The following is a 16,961-nucleotide window of genomic DNA, read 5'->3' as shown; positions in this document are numbered from 1 at the left end:
TCAATGGTTATACATGACGTCGATTTAACCATTGCGTATCTTAACCAAACATCAATAGTGTGATTATTAACGTAAATTTTAGGGTTTTGTTGATATTTCGTTGAAGTTAATGACCCGGATTGGCATATGGAGTATTCAGAATATTTATGAAAAAGCGGAAAACCGTGAAGAAGCGTTACGTTATTGCGATGGTGATAGTCATCGCCGGGCTGATTACGTTATGGAGAATTCTTAACGCACCCGTGCCGACTTATCAGACGCTGATTGTGCGCCCCGGTGATTTACAGCAAAGCGTGCTGGCGACCGGAAAGCTGGACGCGCTGCGTAAGGTTGACGTGGGCGCGCAGGTCAGCGGTCAGTTGAAAACGCTGTCGGTGGCGATTGGCGATAAAGTAAAAAAAGACCAGCTTTTAGGGGTTATTGATCCTGAACAGGCTGAAAACCAGATCAAGGAGGTGGAAGCAATGCTGATGGAGCTACGCGCGCAGCGGCAGCAGGCGGAAGCGGAGCTGAAACTGGCGCGGGTGACGTATTCCCGTCAGCAACGTCTTGCACAAACGCAAGCGGTTTCACAGCAGGATCTCGATAACGCCGCGACGGAGATGGCTGTGAAACAGGCGCAAATTGGCACCATTGACGCGCAAATCAAGCGCAATCAGGCCTCTCTCGATACGGCTAAAACCAATCTCGATTACACCCGCATCGTTGCCCCGATGGCCGGGGAAGTCACGCAAATCACCACTCTGCAAGGCCAGACGGTGATTGCCGCACAACAAGCACCGAACATTCTGACGCTGGCAGATATGAGCACCATGCTGGTAAAAGCGCAGGTTTCTGAAGCGGATGTAATCCACCTGAAGCCGGGGCAAAAAGCCTGGTTTACGGTGCTTGGCGATCCACTGACGCGCTACGAGGGGCAAATCAAGGATGTGCTACCGACGCCGGAAAAGATTAACGACGCTATTTTCTATTACGCCCGTTTTGAAGTACCCAACCCCAATGGTTTACTGCGGCTGGATATGACCGCGCAAGTGCATATTCAGCTCACCGATGTGAAAAATGTGCTGACGATCCCTCTGTCGGCGTTAGGCGATCCGGTTGGCGATAATCGTTATAAAGTCAAATTGTTGCGTAATGGTGAAACACGCGAGCGTGAAGTGACGATTGGCGCACGTAACGATACCGATGTTGAGATTGTCAAAGGGCTGGAAGCGGGCGATGAAGTGGTGATTGGTGAGGCCAAACCAGGAGCTGCGCAATGACACCCTTGCTCGAATTAAAGGATATTCGTCGCAGCTATCCTGCCGGTGATGAGCAGGTTGAGGTGCTGAAGGGCATCAGCCTCGATATTTATGCTGGTGAGATGGTGGCGATTGTCGGCGCTTCGGGTTCCGGTAAATCGACCCTGATGAATATTCTCGGCTGCCTGGATAAGGCCACCAGCGGCACCTATCGCGTAGCCGGTCAGGATGTTGCCACGCTGGACGCCGATGCGCTGGCGCAACTGCGCCGCGAGCATTTCGGCTTTATTTTCCAGCGTTACCATTTGCTTTCGCATTTAACCGCCGAGCAGAACGTTGAAGTACCCGCCGTCTATGCCGGTCTTGAGCGGAAACAGCGGCTGCTTCGCGCCCAGGAGTTACTGCAACGACTGGGGCTGGAAGACCGTACAGAGTATTACCCGGCACAGCTTTCGGGTGGCCAGCAACAGCGCGTCAGCATCGCGCGGGCATTGATGAACGGCGGTCAGGTAATTCTTGCCGATGAACCGACCGGCGCACTGGACAGCCATTCTGGCGAAGAGGTGATGGCGATCCTGCATCAGCTGCGCGATCGCGGGCATACGGTGATTATCGTCACCCACGATCCGCAGGTTGCTGCTCAGGCCGAGCGGGTGATCGAAATTCGCGACGGCGAAATTGTGCGCAATCCTCCCGCCGTTGAAAAAGTGAATGCTACTGGCGGAACGGAACCTGTTGTCAACACGGCGTCTGGCTGGCGGCAGTTTGTCAGCGGTTTTAACGAGGCGCTGACGATGGCATGGCGGGCGCTGGCAGCGAATAAAATGCGTACTTTACTGACCATGCTGGGGATTATTATCGGTATTGCGTCGGTGGTTTCCATTGTCGTGGTGGGCGACGCCGCTAAACAAATGGTGCTGGCGGATATTCGTTCTATTGGTACGAATACTATTGATGTCTATCCCGGGAAAGATTTTGGCGATGACGATCCGCAATATCAGCAGGCGCTGAAGTACGACGACTTAATCGCCATCCAAAAACAACCGTGGGTTGCCTCTGCCACGCCCGCCGTCTCGCAAAACCTGCGCCTGCGTTATAACAATGTTGATGTGGCTGCCAGTGCCAATGGCGTGAGCGGCGATTATTTTAATGTCTATGGCATGACCTTCAGTGAAGGGAACACCTTTAATCAGGAGCAGCTGAACGGTCGTGCGCAGGTCGTGGTTCTCGACAGTAATACTCGCCGCCAGCTTTTCCCCCATAAAGCAGATGTGGTTGGCGAGGTGATTCTGGTCGGCAATATGCCCGCCAGAGTCATTGGTGTGGCGGAAGAAAAACAGTCGATGTTTGGTAGCAGTAAAGTGCTGCGTGTCTGGCTGCCATACAGCACGATGTCCGGGCGAGTTATGGGGCAGTCGTGGCTGAACTCCATTACTGTCAGGGTGAAAGAAGGCTTTGACAGCGCTGAGGCGGAACAGCAACTCACGCGTTTACTTTCACTGCGCCACGGTAAGAAGGATTTCTTTACCTGGAACATGGATGGCGTCTTGAAAACCGTTGAAAAGACCACACGTACTTTACAACTGTTTCTGACGCTGGTGGCGGTGATTTCGCTGGTGGTGGGCGGTATTGGTGTAATGAATATTATGCTGGTGTCAGTGACCGAGCGGACGCGGGAAATTGGCATTCGCATGGCTGTAGGTGCGCGAGCAAGCGATGTTTTGCAACAGTTTTTGATCGAAGCCGTACTGGTTTGCCTGGTTGGTGGCGCGTTGGGAATAACACTGTCACTGTTAATTGCTTTCACCTTGCAGCTTTTCTTACCCGGCTGGGAGATTGGTTTTTCACCGTTAGCGCTGCTGCTGGCGTTTCTCTGCTCGACGGTCACCGGGATTTTATTTGGCTGGTTACCCGCACGAAATGCGGCACGACTGGATCCAGTAGATGCTCTGGCACGAGAGTAATTTTTGAGATAAAAATGCCAGCCGATCGGGCTGGCATTTTGCCTTTAGGATGTACACAATGAGACAGAAGAGCTATGCGACTGCCGCTTCTACTTCGACGGGCACAATAACACTGGCGTGATTGCCTTTTGGCCCCTGGTGGACATCAAACTGAACGGATTGTCCAGCTTTTAGCGTTCTGTAACCATCCATCTGAATGGTGGAATAATGAGCGAAAATATCTTCGCCGCCGCCTTCAGGGCAGATGAAACCAAACCCTTTGGCATTGTTGAACCACTTAACAGTACCCTTTTCCATGCTTCGACATCCTTCGCAAATCTTATACAAGTAAGATGGAATAAACCGGGGTCAGAGAGGGGGCTGTTCAAAACCTCGCCAACTCTAGAAATACAATTTAGAGAATTAGGGCGAGCCGTCAAGCATTTGACAGGGGCCAGGGGGCAGGTATGAATCAAAAATTTGAAGCAGTTAACGCTATTGACAGGAATGTGACAGATGTCGCTGATGCTAACGATAGATGATAGTTATCTATCATGTGGAGTAAATTGGTCAGGCAAATAAGCTCTTGTCAGCGGCAGGGCGTTCTGCCGATAACCGTAACCGAAGATGATAACTGACAATGGGTAAAACGAACGACTGGCTGGACTTTGATCAACTGGCGGAAGAAAAAGTTCGCGACGCGCTAAAACCGCCATCTATGTATAAAGTGATATTAGTCAATGATGATTATACTCCGATGGAGTTTGTTATTGACGTGTTACAAAAATTCTTTTCTTATGATGTAGAACGTGCAACGCAATTGATGCTCGCTGTTCACTACCAGGGGAAGGCCATTTGCGGAGTCTTTACCGCTGAGGTTGCAGAAACCAAAGTGGCGATGGTGAACAAGTACGCGAGGGAGAATGAGCATCCATTGCTGTGTACGCTAGAAAAAGCCTGAATGCAGGCATAAAAATTGGGGGAGGTGCCTATGCTCAATCAAGAACTGGAACTCAGTTTAAATATGGCTTTCGCCAGAGCGCGCGAGCACCGTCATGAGTTTATGACCGTCGAGCACTTGTTACTGGCGCTGCTCAGTAACCCATCTGCCCGGGAGGCGCTGGAAGCGTGTTCTGTGGATTTGGTTGCGCTCCGTCAGGAACTGGAAGCCTTTATTGAACAAACCACACCCGTTCTGCCTGCCAGTGAAGAGGAGCGCGACACACAGCCGACGCTGAGTTTTCAGCGTGTACTGCAACGTGCGGTCTTCCATGTCCAGTCCTCCGGTCGCAATGAGGTTACCGGTGCAAACGTTCTGGTCGCTATCTTTAGCGAACAGGAGTCGCAGGCGGCATATCTGTTGCGCAAACATGAAGTCAGCCGTCTTGATGTGGTGAACTTTATCTCTCATGGCACGCGTAAAGACGAGCCGACACAGTCTTCTGATCCTGGCAGCCAGCCAAACAGCGAAGAACAAGCTGGTGGGGAGGAACGTATGGAGAATTTCACGACGAACCTGAATCAGCTTGCGCGAGTGGGCGGAATCGACCCACTGATTGGTCGTGAGAAGGAGCTGGAGCGTGCTATTCAGGTTCTCTGCCGTCGCCGTAAAAACAACCCGCTGCTGGTGGGGGAGTCTGGTGTCGGTAAAACCGCGATTGCGGAGGGGCTTGCATGGCGAATTGTTCAGGGCGATGTGCCGGAAGTGATGGCTGACTGTACGATTTACTCTCTCGATATCGGTTCTCTGTTAGCGGGCACAAAATATCGCGGCGACTTTGAAAAACGTTTTAAAGCGTTGCTCAAGCAGCTGGAGCAAGACACTAATAGCATCCTGTTTATTGATGAGATCCACACCATTATCGGTGCGGGTGCAGCGTCTGGTGGCCAGGTCGATGCGGCTAACCTGATCAAACCGTTGCTCTCCAGCGGTAAAATCCGCGTAATTGGTTCGACAACCTATCAGGAGTTCAGCAACATTTTTGAGAAAGACCGTGCTCTGGCGCGTCGCTTCCAGAAAATTGATATTACTGAACCGTCAATCGAAGAAACTGTTCAAATCATCAATGGCCTGAAACCGAAGTATGAAGCGCACCACGACGTGCGTTATACCGCAAAAGCGGTGCGTGCGGCGGTAGAGCTGGCGGTGAAATACATTAACGATCGTCATCTGCCGGATAAAGCGATTGATGTTATCGACGAAGCGGGCGCTCGCGCACGTCTGATGCCGGTAAGCAAACGCAAGAAAACCGTTAATGTGGCGGATATTGAATCCGTGGTGGCCCGTATTGCACGCATTCCAGAGAAGAGTGTTTCTCAGAGTGACCGCGATACCCTGAAAAACCTCGGCGATCGCCTGAAAATGCTGGTCTTCGGTCAGGATAAAGCCATTGAGGCGCTGACTGAAGCCATTAAGATGGCGCGTGCAGGTTTAGGTCACGAACATAAACCGGTCGGTTCGTTCCTGTTTGCCGGCCCTACTGGGGTCGGGAAAACAGAGGTGACGGTACAGCTTTCGAAAGCGTTGGGCATTGAGCTTCTGCGCTTTGATATGTCCGAGTATATGGAACGCCATACCGTCAGCCGTCTGATTGGTGCGCCTCCGGGATACGTTGGTTTTGATCAGGGCGGTTTGCTGACTGATGCGGTCATCAAGCATCCACATGCGGTGCTGCTGCTGGACGAAATCGAGAAAGCGCACCCGGACGTGTTCAACATCCTCTTGCAGGTGATGGACAACGGTACACTGACCGATAACAACGGACGCAAAGCGGACTTCCGTAACGTGGTGCTGGTGATGACCACTAACGCGGGGGTACGTGAAACCGAGCGCAAATCCATTGGTCTTATCCACCAGGATAACAGCACCGATGCGATGGAAGAGATCAAGAAGATCTTTACACCGGAATTCCGTAACCGTCTCGACAACATTATCTGGTTCGATCATCTGTCAACCGACGTGATCCATCAGGTGGTGGATAAATTCATCGTCGAGTTGCAGGTTCAGTTGGATCAGAAAGGTGTTTCTCTGGAAGTGAGCCAGGAAGCGCGTAACTGGCTGGCCGAGAAAGGTTACGACCGGGCAATGGGCGCACGTCCGATGGCGCGTGTCATCCAGGACAACCTGAAAAAACCGCTCGCCAACGAACTGCTGTTTGGTTCGCTGGTGGACGGCGGTCAGGTCACCGTCGCGCTGGATAAAGAGAAAAATGAGCTGACTTACGGATTCCAGAGTGCACAAAAGCACAAGGCGGAAGCAGCGCATTAATCTGATTGTCAGGTAGGTTGGTTAAGTCCGTGATCTCGTCAGGGGTTACGGACTTTTTATTTATGGGGGGAGGAGGTTCAGACCCTTTTTTTAATGATGATGCTAAGTTATTGATAATTAGTGCTGCGGGTAGGTAAGGATAAAAAAGGGTGGCAGCAGGAGATTGAGATGGTTTTGCTTTATTAACAACGGGCTAAACGTGTAGTATTTGAGTTCACTGCCGTACAGGCAGCTTAGAAATGACGCCATATGCAGATCATTGAGGCGAAACCGTTCACTGCCGTACAGGCAGCTTAGAAAACGTTCGCACCGGTCAGGGTACTGCGCAGCGTGTTCACTGCCGTACAGGCAGCTTAGAAAGAAACCAGAGCGCCCGCATAAAACAGGCACAAGTTCACTGCCGTACAGGCAGCTTAGAAATGATGGCGCAGCAGTCCTCCCTCCTGCCGCCAGTTCACTGCCGTACAGGCAGCTTAGAAACTGAACGTTGAAGAGTGCGACCGTCTCTCCTTGTTCACTGCCGTACAGGCAGTATTCACACTACGATAGTGTTAGACGTTTGGTCGTGCAATGACACTCTCAACTTCAAACCATTAGCGTTAGCACGCAATAACAATCGTAATAATTGCGATGGAAATCAATTTTCAGCACATAAATCAATGCTGTACTAAGCCCAATACCTTCAAATATAAAATAATCACAGGATGTGTTTATGTCTTCGAATTACCTTACGCCTTCCGATCTCAAAACCATTCTCCACTCCAAACGCGCCAATATTTATTATCTGGAAAAATGCCGGGTACAGGTGAATGGTGGGCGGGTGGAGTATGTTACCAGCGAAGGTAAAGAGTCGTACTACTGGAATATCCCCATTGCGAATACCACGGCGTTGATGCTGGGAATGGGAACTTCCGTTACCCAGGCGGCGATGCGTGAATTTGCTCATGCCGGGGTGATGGTAGGCTTTTGTGGTACGGATGGCACGCCGCTGTATTCAGCAAATGAAGTGGATGTTGATGTCTCCTGGCTCAGCCCACAAAGTGAATATCGCCCTACAGAGTATCTCCAGCAGTGGGTTTCTTTCTGGTTTGTTGAAGACAAACGACTTGCTGCCGCGAAACGTTTTCAGTTAATCCGCCTGACACATATCGATAAGCACTGGTCCAGCTCGAAAATGCTGCGTGAACACGCATTTCAACCTGATGTTAATGCGCTGCATACCCTCCTGAATCGTACTTGTGAAGAAATAGACGCGGCAGAAAACCATACGCAGCTTATGCTCGTTGAGGCCAAATTGACTAAAGCGTTATACAAAATGGTCAGTCAAACCGTGGGGTATGGCGATTTCACTCGCGCAAAACGGGGCGGTGGTATCGATATGGCCAACCGCTTCCTCGATCAAGGGAATTATCTGGCTTATGGACTGGCAGCAGTGGCGGCGTGGGTAACAGGTATCCCGCACGGTTTAGCTGTAATGCATGGTAAGACACGTCGCGGCGGGCTTGTTTTTGACCTTGCCGATCTGATTAAAGATGCTCTTGTTATGCCGCAAGCATTTATTGCCGCAATGGCGGGAGAAGATGCTCAGGAGTTTCGTCAACGCTGTGTTAATATCTTTCAACAAGCGGATGCGCTGGATGTCATGATCACCTCTCTGCAGGAAACGGCCCAGGCACTGGCTAAGGCTGACCAATGAATGTCCTAATTATCTCACGCTGTACGAAAAATGCTCGCGTGGAAAGCTGCCGTATTATTGATCAGTTTGCCGAACGCACTGGTGACGCAGCATGGCAAACGGTGATTACTCTGGAAGGCGTTAATACACTCCGCCGTTTACTGCGCAAAACCGCCAGGCGAAATACCGCAGTGGCTTGTCACTGGCTGAAGAAGAATGGGCAAACGGAGCTGATGTGGATTGTCGGCAATATTCGTCGCTTTAATGCTCAAGGCCGCGTTCCCACAAATCGAACAACGCAAATCAGCCTGGTGAACAAAGAAGAAAATCGCTGGCAGTGCGCGGAAAGTATTGCACTGCTGGCGGCTATCGCTGGGCTATTTCATGATTTTGGTAAATCAGGACGCAGCTTTCAGCAAAGCCTGACTCAAAAGAATACCCGCAGTTATCAACCTTACCGACATGAATGGATTTCACTGCGGCTCTTTCAGACGTTTGTCGGTGAGCGGCCCGACGATGTGTGGCTGGCGAAGCTTGGCGAACTCACGGCAGATGATGAATCTGCGATTCTTGAGCGCCTGCAAAAAGACACTCCTCAATTTTCAAATAGCCCGTTCAGTTCGCTGCAACCATTAGCCAAAACGGTAGGCTGGCTGATCCTTTCCCATCATCGAATGCCGGAGAATCTTTCTCCACAGTCGGAACAATCATGTAAAGGGTGTGAAAGTTGGCTGGAGAAGCAACTTAATGCTGACTGGAATGCCGTTAACCACCGCAGAGATGACTGGTCACAACAGGATTTTGCGCACGTCTGGCAGTTTCCATCAGGAACGCCGCTTCAAAGCGCGAGCTGGCGGGAAAAAGCGCGTCAGATAGCCCGCCGGGCAAGCAACGCGCTCGGTTTAAAGACATATGGGCAGATGGAACAGTTGTTCCCCTTACATATGGCGCGTTTTTGTCTGATGCTTGCCGATCATTACTATTCCTCAAGCGATGCGCAGCAAAAATGGCAGGACCCGGATTATATCGTCTGGGCAAATAGCGATCGCCAAAGCGGCACGCTCAAACAACGGGTAGACGAACACCTTGTGGGCGTCGCGCATCATGCGTATCTGCTTGGGCGGCAACTGATGCACACACGGGCATCGCTTCCGGCAATTGCCCGACATAAAGGTTTTAGCCAGCGGGCTACAGATGTGAATTATCGCTGGCAAGATAAAGCCTGGGATGTGGCGCGAGCGTTACGTGAACGAAGTCGTGAAGAGGGATTTTTCGGCGTCAATATGGCCTCGACGGGGTGTGGTAAAACCTTTGCGAACGCCCGCATTATGTATGCACTTGCCGACGAGCGAGAAGGGTGCCGCTTTACCGTTGCGCTGGGATTGCGCACGCTGACTTTACAAACCGGCGATGCTCTGCGCAGTCGGCTTGGGCTGGGTGAGGATGAGCTGGCGGTACTGATTGGTTCGGCGGCAGTTAATCAACTGTGGCAACAGGAAAAAATAGACAATGATTGCGGAAGTGCTTCGCAAGAGTCGCCGGCAGAGGAGCAACAGTTCGTTAAGTACGAAGGCAGCCTGCATACCGGGGCGCTGGAAAAATGGTTGAAGGATGACAGCAAACTTAAGGAGTTAGTAAGCGCGCCGATTCTGGTCTCGACGATTGATCATCTTATTTCCGCGACCGAGGGCGTGCGAGGCGGGAAACAGCTTCCGGCGATGTTGCGCCTGTTAACCAGCGATTTAGTGCTCGACGAACCTGATGACTTTGATATTGCTGATCTTCATGCGGTATGTCGATTGATGAACTGGGCCGGGATGCTGGGAACGCGGGTATTACTTTCTTCCGCGACGTTACCGCCAGGTTTGATTCAGGCGCTGTTCGCGGCTTATCTTGCTGGGCGAAAAATGTGGCAGGCGTCTTGTGGTATCAACGGCAGGCCTGTCAATATATGCTGCGCCTGGTTTGATGAAAAAGATGCTGATGCCACGCAAATTTACGACGGACCTGGGTTTCGTGATGCTCATGCCAAATTTGTTGCACGACGAGCGGTAATGCTGGCTGAAAAAGAACGACTGCATTTCGGGCGTGTAGCTTCGGTTTCATCAGCATCAGGCGCGATACAAGATGTTACCGAAAGTGTGGCCCAGACGGTGCATACGCAAATGCTGAAGTTGCATCAGGCGCATCGCCAGCGACACGAAAGCGGTAAAACCGTTTCGCTGGGCCTGGTGCGCTTCGCGAATATCAATCCACTGGTTGCGGTGACCAAAGCCCTGATTGCCATTCCTTCACCAGAAGATGTCTGCATTCATTACTGTGTTTACCACTCCCGACATCCGCTGGCGGTGCGTTCAGATATTGAGAAGCGACTGGATCGCGCTTTTACTCGTCATAACGAACTCGATTTCTGGAACAACGAAGATATCGCAGATGCCTTACATAACCGTCCGGAATCGCACCATCTGTTTGTGGTGTTGGGGACATCGGTTATAGAAGTGGGGCGTGACTGGGATGCGGACTGGGGAATTATCGAACCAAGCTCCATGCGTTCGATAATTCAATTTGCCGGACGTATTCAGCGCCACCGTAGAAATGTGCCGACCAGTGAGAATCTGGTTATTTTGCGTAGCAATATCAAATCATTGCAGAAAAAAGCCCCCGCATTTTGTAAGCCTGGTTTCGAAACAAAAGAACACTTGCTGAATAGCCACGATATTTGCGAACTGATTCCGATCGCGGACTACCGGACGATTAACGCCTTGCCGCGGATCCTGTCTGCCAATAATGCCAACAAACTGGCGGAGCTAGAACATAGTCGTTTATCCGCCGAATTGATGAGCAGTAAAAGCAAACATGTGGTGGCGGCGCAATGGTGGCGTGCACCGCTAAGCTGGAACGGCTGGATGCAGCGCCAGACGCCATTTCGTTATTCCCCTTTGCCGGAGGCGGTGTTTTTTCTGCATATGGATGATGAAGAAAGCGAAGCGCGTTTCTATTCCCGCACGGGCGACAACGAGCGTAAAGCGCAAGGGAATTTCAGGCGAGAAGAGGTGAGATGCGCCAGCGGCGTCGCTTGCTGGGGCGTGATGGATTACCAACACGTTTTGTTGAATTTAGCTGATAAGCAAAGTTGTGAGATAGCAAACGTTGGGGAAAAGTTTGCGGAGGTGAGAGTACCCGTCAGTGAAGAAGATGCGGTCGATGACTGGCGTTATCACCCCTGGTTAGGTGTGTTTCGCAACATGTGATGGGGCGCGAGCTGCCTGTACGGCAGTTTACAAGTCCGTATCCGGAGATACCTCTATTTCTAAGCTGCTCAAGGCAGTTTGGGTATGTTAGTGCTTCAACTATTGCGTGGCAAATATTAAGTTGCTTTAATATCACCTATGGTGATTACATGAGATTTAATAATATCTTTTAGAAGATATCTCTAGGAGAGTTTGTTTGTGTGATCACCACTGGTGTTGTCCCTTTTGCTGTGTATGTCAGTTGTACTGAAGCCATGTTGGGCTACGGAGATTTTTCAGTGAAATCAGGGAGCAACTTCGACTTGATGGATTAACGAAAAGGAGCCGATATGGAAAAAACGGCGCTAATACAATTTATTACTGAATACATCGCTTCGCGAAGGCAACCCAAAATCGATGCCTTTGAAAAAGAAGCCGCAAAGCGAGTGGAACAGGGCGAGGACGCCAGCGTTATCGCTCAGGAGCGGCAGGAACTCGAAGCACGCTACTTGCCACGTAACTGGTTAACGGATGCGGCAAAGCGTGCCGGGCAAATCAAATTAGTCACTCATGGCGCTAAATTCAGTCATGGTGATTCTAAAGCCAGTAGCTTTTATCTGGAAACCTCCGCTAACGAAAGCTATTTAAACACAGCATCGTTGGCGAATGTCGCTACTGACGCGATTGGTAACGCCGCTGCACTTGACGTAGCAAAGTTGCTACAAACCGATGTGAACGGAGATTCACTGCTTGCCAGCCTGAAGCGTGGTGATTATCAGGCATTAAGTACGTTTGCAGAGGATAAAGTGCAACTGGAGCTGTGGGTAGCTGGGTTTAGCCAGGCATGGACTACTGGACGGCCTTCCAGCCATAAACTGGCGAAACAAATCTATTTCCCTGTTGCGGATGGTTATCACCTGTTATGCCCACTGTTTTCCAGTTCACTGGCGCAGGCGATGTATGAAAAGCTAACCGCCGTGCGCTTTAGTGAGGAGTCGAAAGCCATTCGCGATGCCCGCAAAGCAGGAAAATGGCACTCCCAGCCAGATATCTGGTTTCCTAATCTTGCCGAAATGCATTTTGGCGGCACAAAACCGCAGAATATTTCTTTGCTCAATAGTGTGCGGGGTGGCCGTGTCTGGCTGTTGCCGTCAATGCCGCCCACCTGGGCGACGCTGGATCGCGCGCCACAAAACATGCGCAGTATTTTTTCCCTACGCGGCGATTTCAATCGGGCGGCTTCAGGCATTGTCGCCCAGATGACCTACTTACTGAAGGTTGACATAAATAATGTCCATATCCGAACTGTGCGGGCGAAATATATTGATGAGTTGATCGATTTGCTGTTCATGCAGGCATCCGCTTTTCAGCAAGAAAAATGGCAGGGATGGTCCGCACAATCACCAGACTTACCTCGCCACCAACAACTTTGGCTGGACCCGTGGCGAAGCCTCTCAGATGAGACTTTCAAACAGGAGCGTGAGAAAAACGACTGGCAAGTAACTGTCGCCGATGATTTCGCACGCTGGCTGAACTATCGCCTGAAAAAATCCAGTTTTGACGTAGGCGCTGTCGAACAAAAAGAGTGGCGCAGCCAGTCTCTGTTCGCTCAACGGATGCGTGAAATGGAAGCTGTTTTGCAGGAGGCGCTGAAATGAGTTATCTGCTCTTGTTACCCCATATACGCATCGAAAACGCTAACGCTGTCTCCGGGTTGACCTGGGGATTCCCGTCGATGACCCATTTTCTCGGTTATGTCCATGCGCTTTCTCGCAAAGTCGTGGATGAATTTGGCGTAAGTTTTGATGGTTGTGCGGTAGTAAGCCATGAACAGCATATTCAGGCGTACAGCTCTGGGCGCGATTTTTAGTTCGCTCTCACCCGTAACCCATTAACCAGAGAAGGTAAAACCGCCTCGTTCAATGAAGAGGGCCGCATGCACTTGACGGTTTCTCTACTGATTGAATGTAATGGCGAAATCACCAATGGTGAATATGGCAGAAAAGTTCTTTGTGACTATCTGAAAATGCTTTGCCAGAGCCACAAACTGGCGGGCGGCAGCATTGTCAGTATGCGCGATCCGCAGCTTTTTCATGCGCCTGAAGATGAAAAGCAACTGCGTAAAATCGTCTGGCGGTTAATGCCGGGTTATGCGCTTTACGATCGCAGTGAATGGCTGGCTGAACATCACCAACAACATCCCGACATCTCGTTGCTGGATGCCTGGCTTGATTTCGCCGCGATTAAATATCAGGCCGAATCTCCGGCTGAAGACAACAGCGCAAAATGGGTATACCAGCCGAAGCCAATACCTGGTTTCCTGGTACCGTTAATGTGTGGCTACCAACGCATTTCTCCTGTTTACGCACCCGGTGAAGTTGAAAATGCGCGCGACACCGTGACGCCATTTGCCTTTGCCGAAGCGGTATATGGCATTGGCGAATGGCGCGGATTACATCGCACTACAGACTTGCAAGCGCTGATGTGGCGTTACCGCACAACGGACACTGGCTACTATTGTTCGGCAACGCCAGTTGTTGATGATTTTACCTTTAATGAATATGACGATTTAGAATAAGGACATAATTATGGCAAAGGCTCCTGTAGCAATAAAAACGGCGTCGGTACTGGCATTTGAGCGCAAACTGGCAACCTCTGACGCGGTAATGTACGCAGGTAACTGGCAAGGAAATGAATGGCAACCCATTGAGATTCAGGAGAAAGCGGTCCGCGGAACCATCTCTAATCGCCTGAAAAATGCCATTGTCAGCGATCCCACAAAACTGGATGCTGAAATCCAAAAAGCCAACCTGCAACGGGTGGATGTGGCTTCGCTTCCGGTAGATACGGATACGTTAAAGGTGGTGTTTACGCTGCGTGTGCTGGGTAATTTATCCACACCGTCAGTATGTAATGATATGGCTTACCAGGAGGCGCTTTCCGGGGTCATTGAAGGTTACATCAGCGAACATGGCTTTAAAGAGCTGGCGCTTCGCTATGCGCTGAATCTGGCAAATGGTCGTTTTCTGTGGCGCAACCGCATTGGTGCCGAACAGATCCAGGTGAAAGTGACTGCTAACGAGACGTCATGGACTTTTAACAGCCATGACTTCTCTTTACGTCAATTTGACCAGGGACAGGCAGCGGTCACGCAGCTGGCGGCCATTATAGAGCAAGGATTAAGCGCAAAAGAGTGGGTGATGCTTACCGTTGAAGCGCAGGTTCGTCTTGGTGCCGGGCAAGAAGTTTTTCCGTCGCAGGAGCTGGTACTCGACAGCAACAGTAGTAAAAGTCGCGTGTTATACCAGGTGGCTGGCATTGCCGGTATTCACTCTCAGAAGATTGGCAATGCTTTACGTACCATTGATACCTGGCATCCAAAGGTTGATGAATTGGGGGCTATAGCCGTGGAACCTTACGGTTCTGTAACCAGTCGCGGTGTGGCCTGCCGTCAACCGAAAGAAAAACTCGACTTTTATACCTTACTGGACAATTGGGTGACTAAAGGGATGAAACCAGACGTTGAGCAGCAGCACTACGTGATGGCTGTGCTGATCCGTGGCGGTGTCTTTGGTGAGAAATCGGAATAAGGAGCTGCCAATGGATCACTACCTTGAGATCCGCGTTCTGCCAGATCCTGAATTTTCGAGCGAAATGTTGATGGCGGCGTTATTTGCAAAACTGCATCGGGTATTAGGTGCAAGAGGGCAAGGCGATATCGGCGTGAGTTTCCCTGACGTAAATGTTATGCCTGGAGCGCGTTTACGCTTGCATGGTAGCGCCCAGGCATTGCAGGCGCTTGAAGCCTCAACGTGGCGTAAAGGACTAACGGACTATTGCCAATGTTCACCTGTCACTCCCGTTCCAGAAATAAAAGGCTGGCGAGTAGTAAGCCGCGTGCAGGTTAAAAGTAACCCTCAGCGTCTGTTAAGGCGTTCAGTGAAAAAAGGCTGGCTAACTGAAGAACAGGCAATTGAACGACTGGCGACGCAGGCTGAACAGCGGACTGATTTACCTTTTCTCAATATGAAGAGTTTGTCGAGTCAGCAACTGTTCAAGTTGTTTATCCGTCATGGTGATTTGCTCAAAGAACCGGTTAAAGGGGAATTTAGTAGTTATGGATTAAGCGCAACCGCCACTATTCCCTGGTTTTGATGCTTTGCAATTTTTAACAGGCCTGGCCATGTGGTTGGGCCTTTTTATGCGCGCCATGCCCACCGCATACAAAAAAAGCCCGTACTTTCGTACGAGCTCTTCTTTAAAGATGGCGGTGAGGCGGGGATTCGAACCCCGGATACGTTGCCGTATACACACTTTCCAGGCGTGCTCCTTCAGCCACTCGGACACCTCACCAAATTGTTTTGCTGCCAGACCTCATAGGTGGCAACGGGGCGCTACTATAGGGAGTTGGAGTGAAACGGTCAAGAAGAATTTATATAGATTGATTTGTTTGGTTACGCAATGAACACGCTGTTCGCGGGACGGAGATTATGACCGTATGTGTTCTGGTCAATTGTTTATCAAAAGCTATGCAGAAAATATGAGATTGAAGAAATACCAAACCGACCCTTTTTCTAGGTTGTAATGTAACTCATTGATTTTCTTATTGCTATTTTGAAGTCTGGAAAAAGGGTTTGAATCTGCGATTTTGTAAGTTTTAACAGTAAATCAATCGGATAGTCTGCTATTATTCCAGTTCACTGCCGTACAGGCAGCTTAGAAATGGATTCCAAACCGCCCACCAACAAAAACAGGTGTTCACTGCCGTACAGGCAGCTTAGAAAGATACGATCGAATTTAGTCACTGAATACCCCCGTTCACTGCCGTACAGGCAGCTTAGAAAGGGTTGCGCAATGGGCTGGCCGACGAACGCGGGTTCACTGCCGTACAGGCAGCTTAGAAATGTGGCGCTGATGCGTCTGGGCGTCTTTGTACGTTCACTGCCGTACAGGCAGCTTAGAAAGCGCGCAGTGCCTGATAATCAATTTTGCTCATGTTCACTGCCGTACAGGCAGCTTAGAAAGAATATTTTGGAAAAATAGCTATCAATCCGGGGTTCACTGCCGTACAGGCAGTCTTCAAACTCAACACTCCATCCTCTAATATTTATTCCCCATAACTCATAGACGCAAAAAAGGCCGGTTAAACCGACCTTTTACTCATTCTTTCTCTTCGCCCATCAGGCGGTAAAACAATCAGCGACTACGGAAGACAATGCGGCCTTTGCTCAGGTCGTACGGGGTCAGTTCAACAGTCACTTTGTCGCCCGTCAGGATGCGGATGTAGTTTTTGCGCATTTTACCGGAGATGTGTGCAGTAACCACGTGACCGTTTTCTAACTCTACGCGGAACATGGTATTAGGCAACGTTTCAAGAACGGTACCTTGCATTTCAATATTGTCTTCTTTGGCCATCTAATCCTCTGGGGTATCACTACCGTAATTTGAACCGGCAAGATAATGCCGAAGTTCTGTAAATAAGTAAAGATTTGCGCGCTAAATCGCAACAAACAGGTTCGGCACATTACTCCGAAAACACACGGCTAAGCCGCACCAAAAGCGCAACGTATAAGGGAGCGGTGAGATAAACGATGGGCGTTACCT

Annotated in this window: 12 protein-coding genes, 1 tRNA gene, 1 pseudogene and 2 CRISPR repeat arrays; of the genes and pseudogenes, 11 read left to right on the top strand and 3 right to left on the bottom strand. The window is 50.3% G+C overall.

Features of this window, described 5'->3' with window-relative positions; genetic code table 11:
• The first annotated feature begins 146 nt into the window (after nt 1-146).
• A complete protein-coding gene (macA, locus tag EAS44_RS16495; RefSeq protein WP_000746477.1) occupies nt 147-1,262 on the top strand; it encodes a macrolide transporter subunit MacA in 1,116 nt (371 codons plus the stop codon).
• Nucleotides 1,259-3,205 carry a macrolide ABC transporter ATP-binding protein/permease MacB gene (gene macB, locus EAS44_RS16490; protein WP_000188147.1) on the top strand — a complete coding sequence of 649 codons (1,947 nt, stop codon included), beginning with the start codon at nt 1,259-1,261 and terminating at the stop codon, nt 3,203-3,205. The genes macA and macB overlap by 4 nt, the downstream gene beginning before the upstream one ends.
• A 72-nt stretch (nt 3,206-3,277) precedes the next feature.
• Here macB and cspD read toward each other — a convergent pair whose 3' ends face one another.
• On the bottom strand, nt 3,278-3,502 hold the full coding sequence (cspD, locus tag EAS44_RS16485) for a cold shock-like protein CspD (protein ID WP_000410785.1): 225 nt from the start codon (nt 3,500-3,502) through the stop codon (nt 3,278-3,280).
• A gap of 149 nt (nt 3,503-3,651) precedes the next feature.
• Between cspD and yljB the strand changes: the two genes are divergently transcribed.
• From yljB to cas6f, 9 genes and pseudogenes are all read left to right on the top strand, one after another.
• Nucleotides 3,652-3,726, top strand: coding sequence for a protein YljB (yljB, locus tag EAS44_RS25400; protein WP_001406719.1), 75 nt, complete (start codon nt 3,652-3,654; stop codon nt 3,724-3,726).
• Between the two features lie 98 nt (nt 3,727-3,824).
• Nucleotides 3,825-4,145 carry an ATP-dependent Clp protease adapter ClpS gene (gene clpS, locus EAS44_RS16480; protein WP_000520781.1) on the top strand — a complete coding sequence of 107 codons (321 nt, stop codon included), beginning with the start codon at nt 3,825-3,827 and terminating at the stop codon, nt 4,143-4,145.
• 30 nt (nt 4,146-4,175) lie between these two features.
• Nucleotides 4,176-6,452 carry an ATP-dependent Clp protease ATP-binding subunit ClpA gene (clpA, locus tag EAS44_RS16475; RefSeq protein ID WP_000934041.1) on the top strand — a complete coding sequence of 759 codons (2,277 nt, stop codon included), beginning with the start codon at nt 4,176-4,178 and terminating at the stop codon, nt 6,450-6,452.
• A gap of 212 nt (nt 6,453-6,664) precedes the next feature.
• Nucleotides 6,665-6,992: direct repeats of the CRISPR family, unit length 28 nt; unit sequence GTTCACTGCCGTACAGGCAGCTTAGAAA.
• Between the two features lie 172 nt (nt 6,993-7,164).
• The gene (gene cas1f / locus EAS44_RS16470) at nt 7,165-8,148 is read left to right on the top strand and encodes a type I-F CRISPR-associated endonuclease Cas1f (protein ID WP_000097886.1); all 984 of its coding nucleotides are present in this window, start codon (nt 7,165-7,167) and stop codon (nt 8,146-8,148) included.
• The gene (gene cas3f, locus EAS44_RS16465) at nt 8,145-11,378 is read left to right on the top strand and encodes a type I-F CRISPR-associated helicase Cas3f (RefSeq protein ID WP_001101565.1); all 3,234 of its coding nucleotides are present in this window, start codon (nt 8,145-8,147) and stop codon (nt 11,376-11,378) included. Before cas1f ends, cas3f begins: the two co-directional genes overlap by 4 nt.
• Nucleotides 11,379-11,707: 329 nt before the next feature.
• Nucleotides 11,708-13,015 (top strand): type I-F CRISPR-associated protein Csy1, encoded by a 1,308-nt coding sequence (csy1, locus tag EAS44_RS16455; protein ID WP_000415806.1) that lies wholly within the window; start codon nt 11,708-11,710, stop codon nt 13,013-13,015.
• Nucleotides 13,012-13,935: pseudogene (gene csy2, locus EAS44_RS16450) on the top strand (type I-F CRISPR-associated protein Csy2). Before csy1 ends, csy2 begins: the two are co-directional and overlap by 4 nt.
• 10 nt (nt 13,936-13,945) lie before the next feature.
• Complete coding sequence (gene csy3, locus EAS44_RS16445) at nt 13,946-14,947, top strand: type I-F CRISPR-associated protein Csy3 (protein ID WP_001029748.1); 1,002 nt, start codon at nt 13,946-13,948, stop codon at nt 14,945-14,947.
• Nucleotides 14,948-14,957: 10 nt separating this feature from the next.
• Nucleotides 14,958-15,512: a type I-F CRISPR-associated endoribonuclease Cas6/Csy4 gene (gene cas6f, locus EAS44_RS16440; RefSeq protein WP_000350182.1), complete on the top strand. Its 555-nt coding sequence runs from the start codon at nt 14,958-14,960 to the stop codon at nt 15,510-15,512.
• Nucleotides 15,513-15,622: 110 nt separating this feature from the next.
• On the opposite strand, the gene EAS44_RS16435 is transcribed toward cas6f, so the two are convergent.
• Nucleotides 15,623-15,710 (bottom strand) — tRNA-Ser (locus tag EAS44_RS16435).
• A 342-nt stretch (nt 15,711-16,052) separates the two neighbouring features.
• Nucleotides 16,053-16,441: direct repeats of the CRISPR family, unit length 28 nt; unit sequence GTTCACTGCCGTACAGGCAGCTTAGAAA.
• A 112-nt stretch (nt 16,442-16,553) separates the two neighbouring features.
• The gene (gene infA, locus EAS44_RS16430) at nt 16,554-16,772 is read right to left on the bottom strand and encodes a translation initiation factor IF-1 (protein ID WP_001040187.1); all 219 of its coding nucleotides are present in this window, start codon (nt 16,770-16,772) and stop codon (nt 16,554-16,556) included.
• Nucleotides 16,773-16,961: the final 189 nt, after the last annotated feature.

Source organism: Escherichia coli DSM 30083 = JCM 1649 = ATCC 11775, assembly GCF_003697165.2.
GTDB lineage: Bacteria > Pseudomonadota > Gammaproteobacteria > Enterobacterales > Enterobacteriaceae > Escherichia > Escherichia coli.
This window is presented reverse-complemented; position numbering and strand designations above follow the sequence as displayed.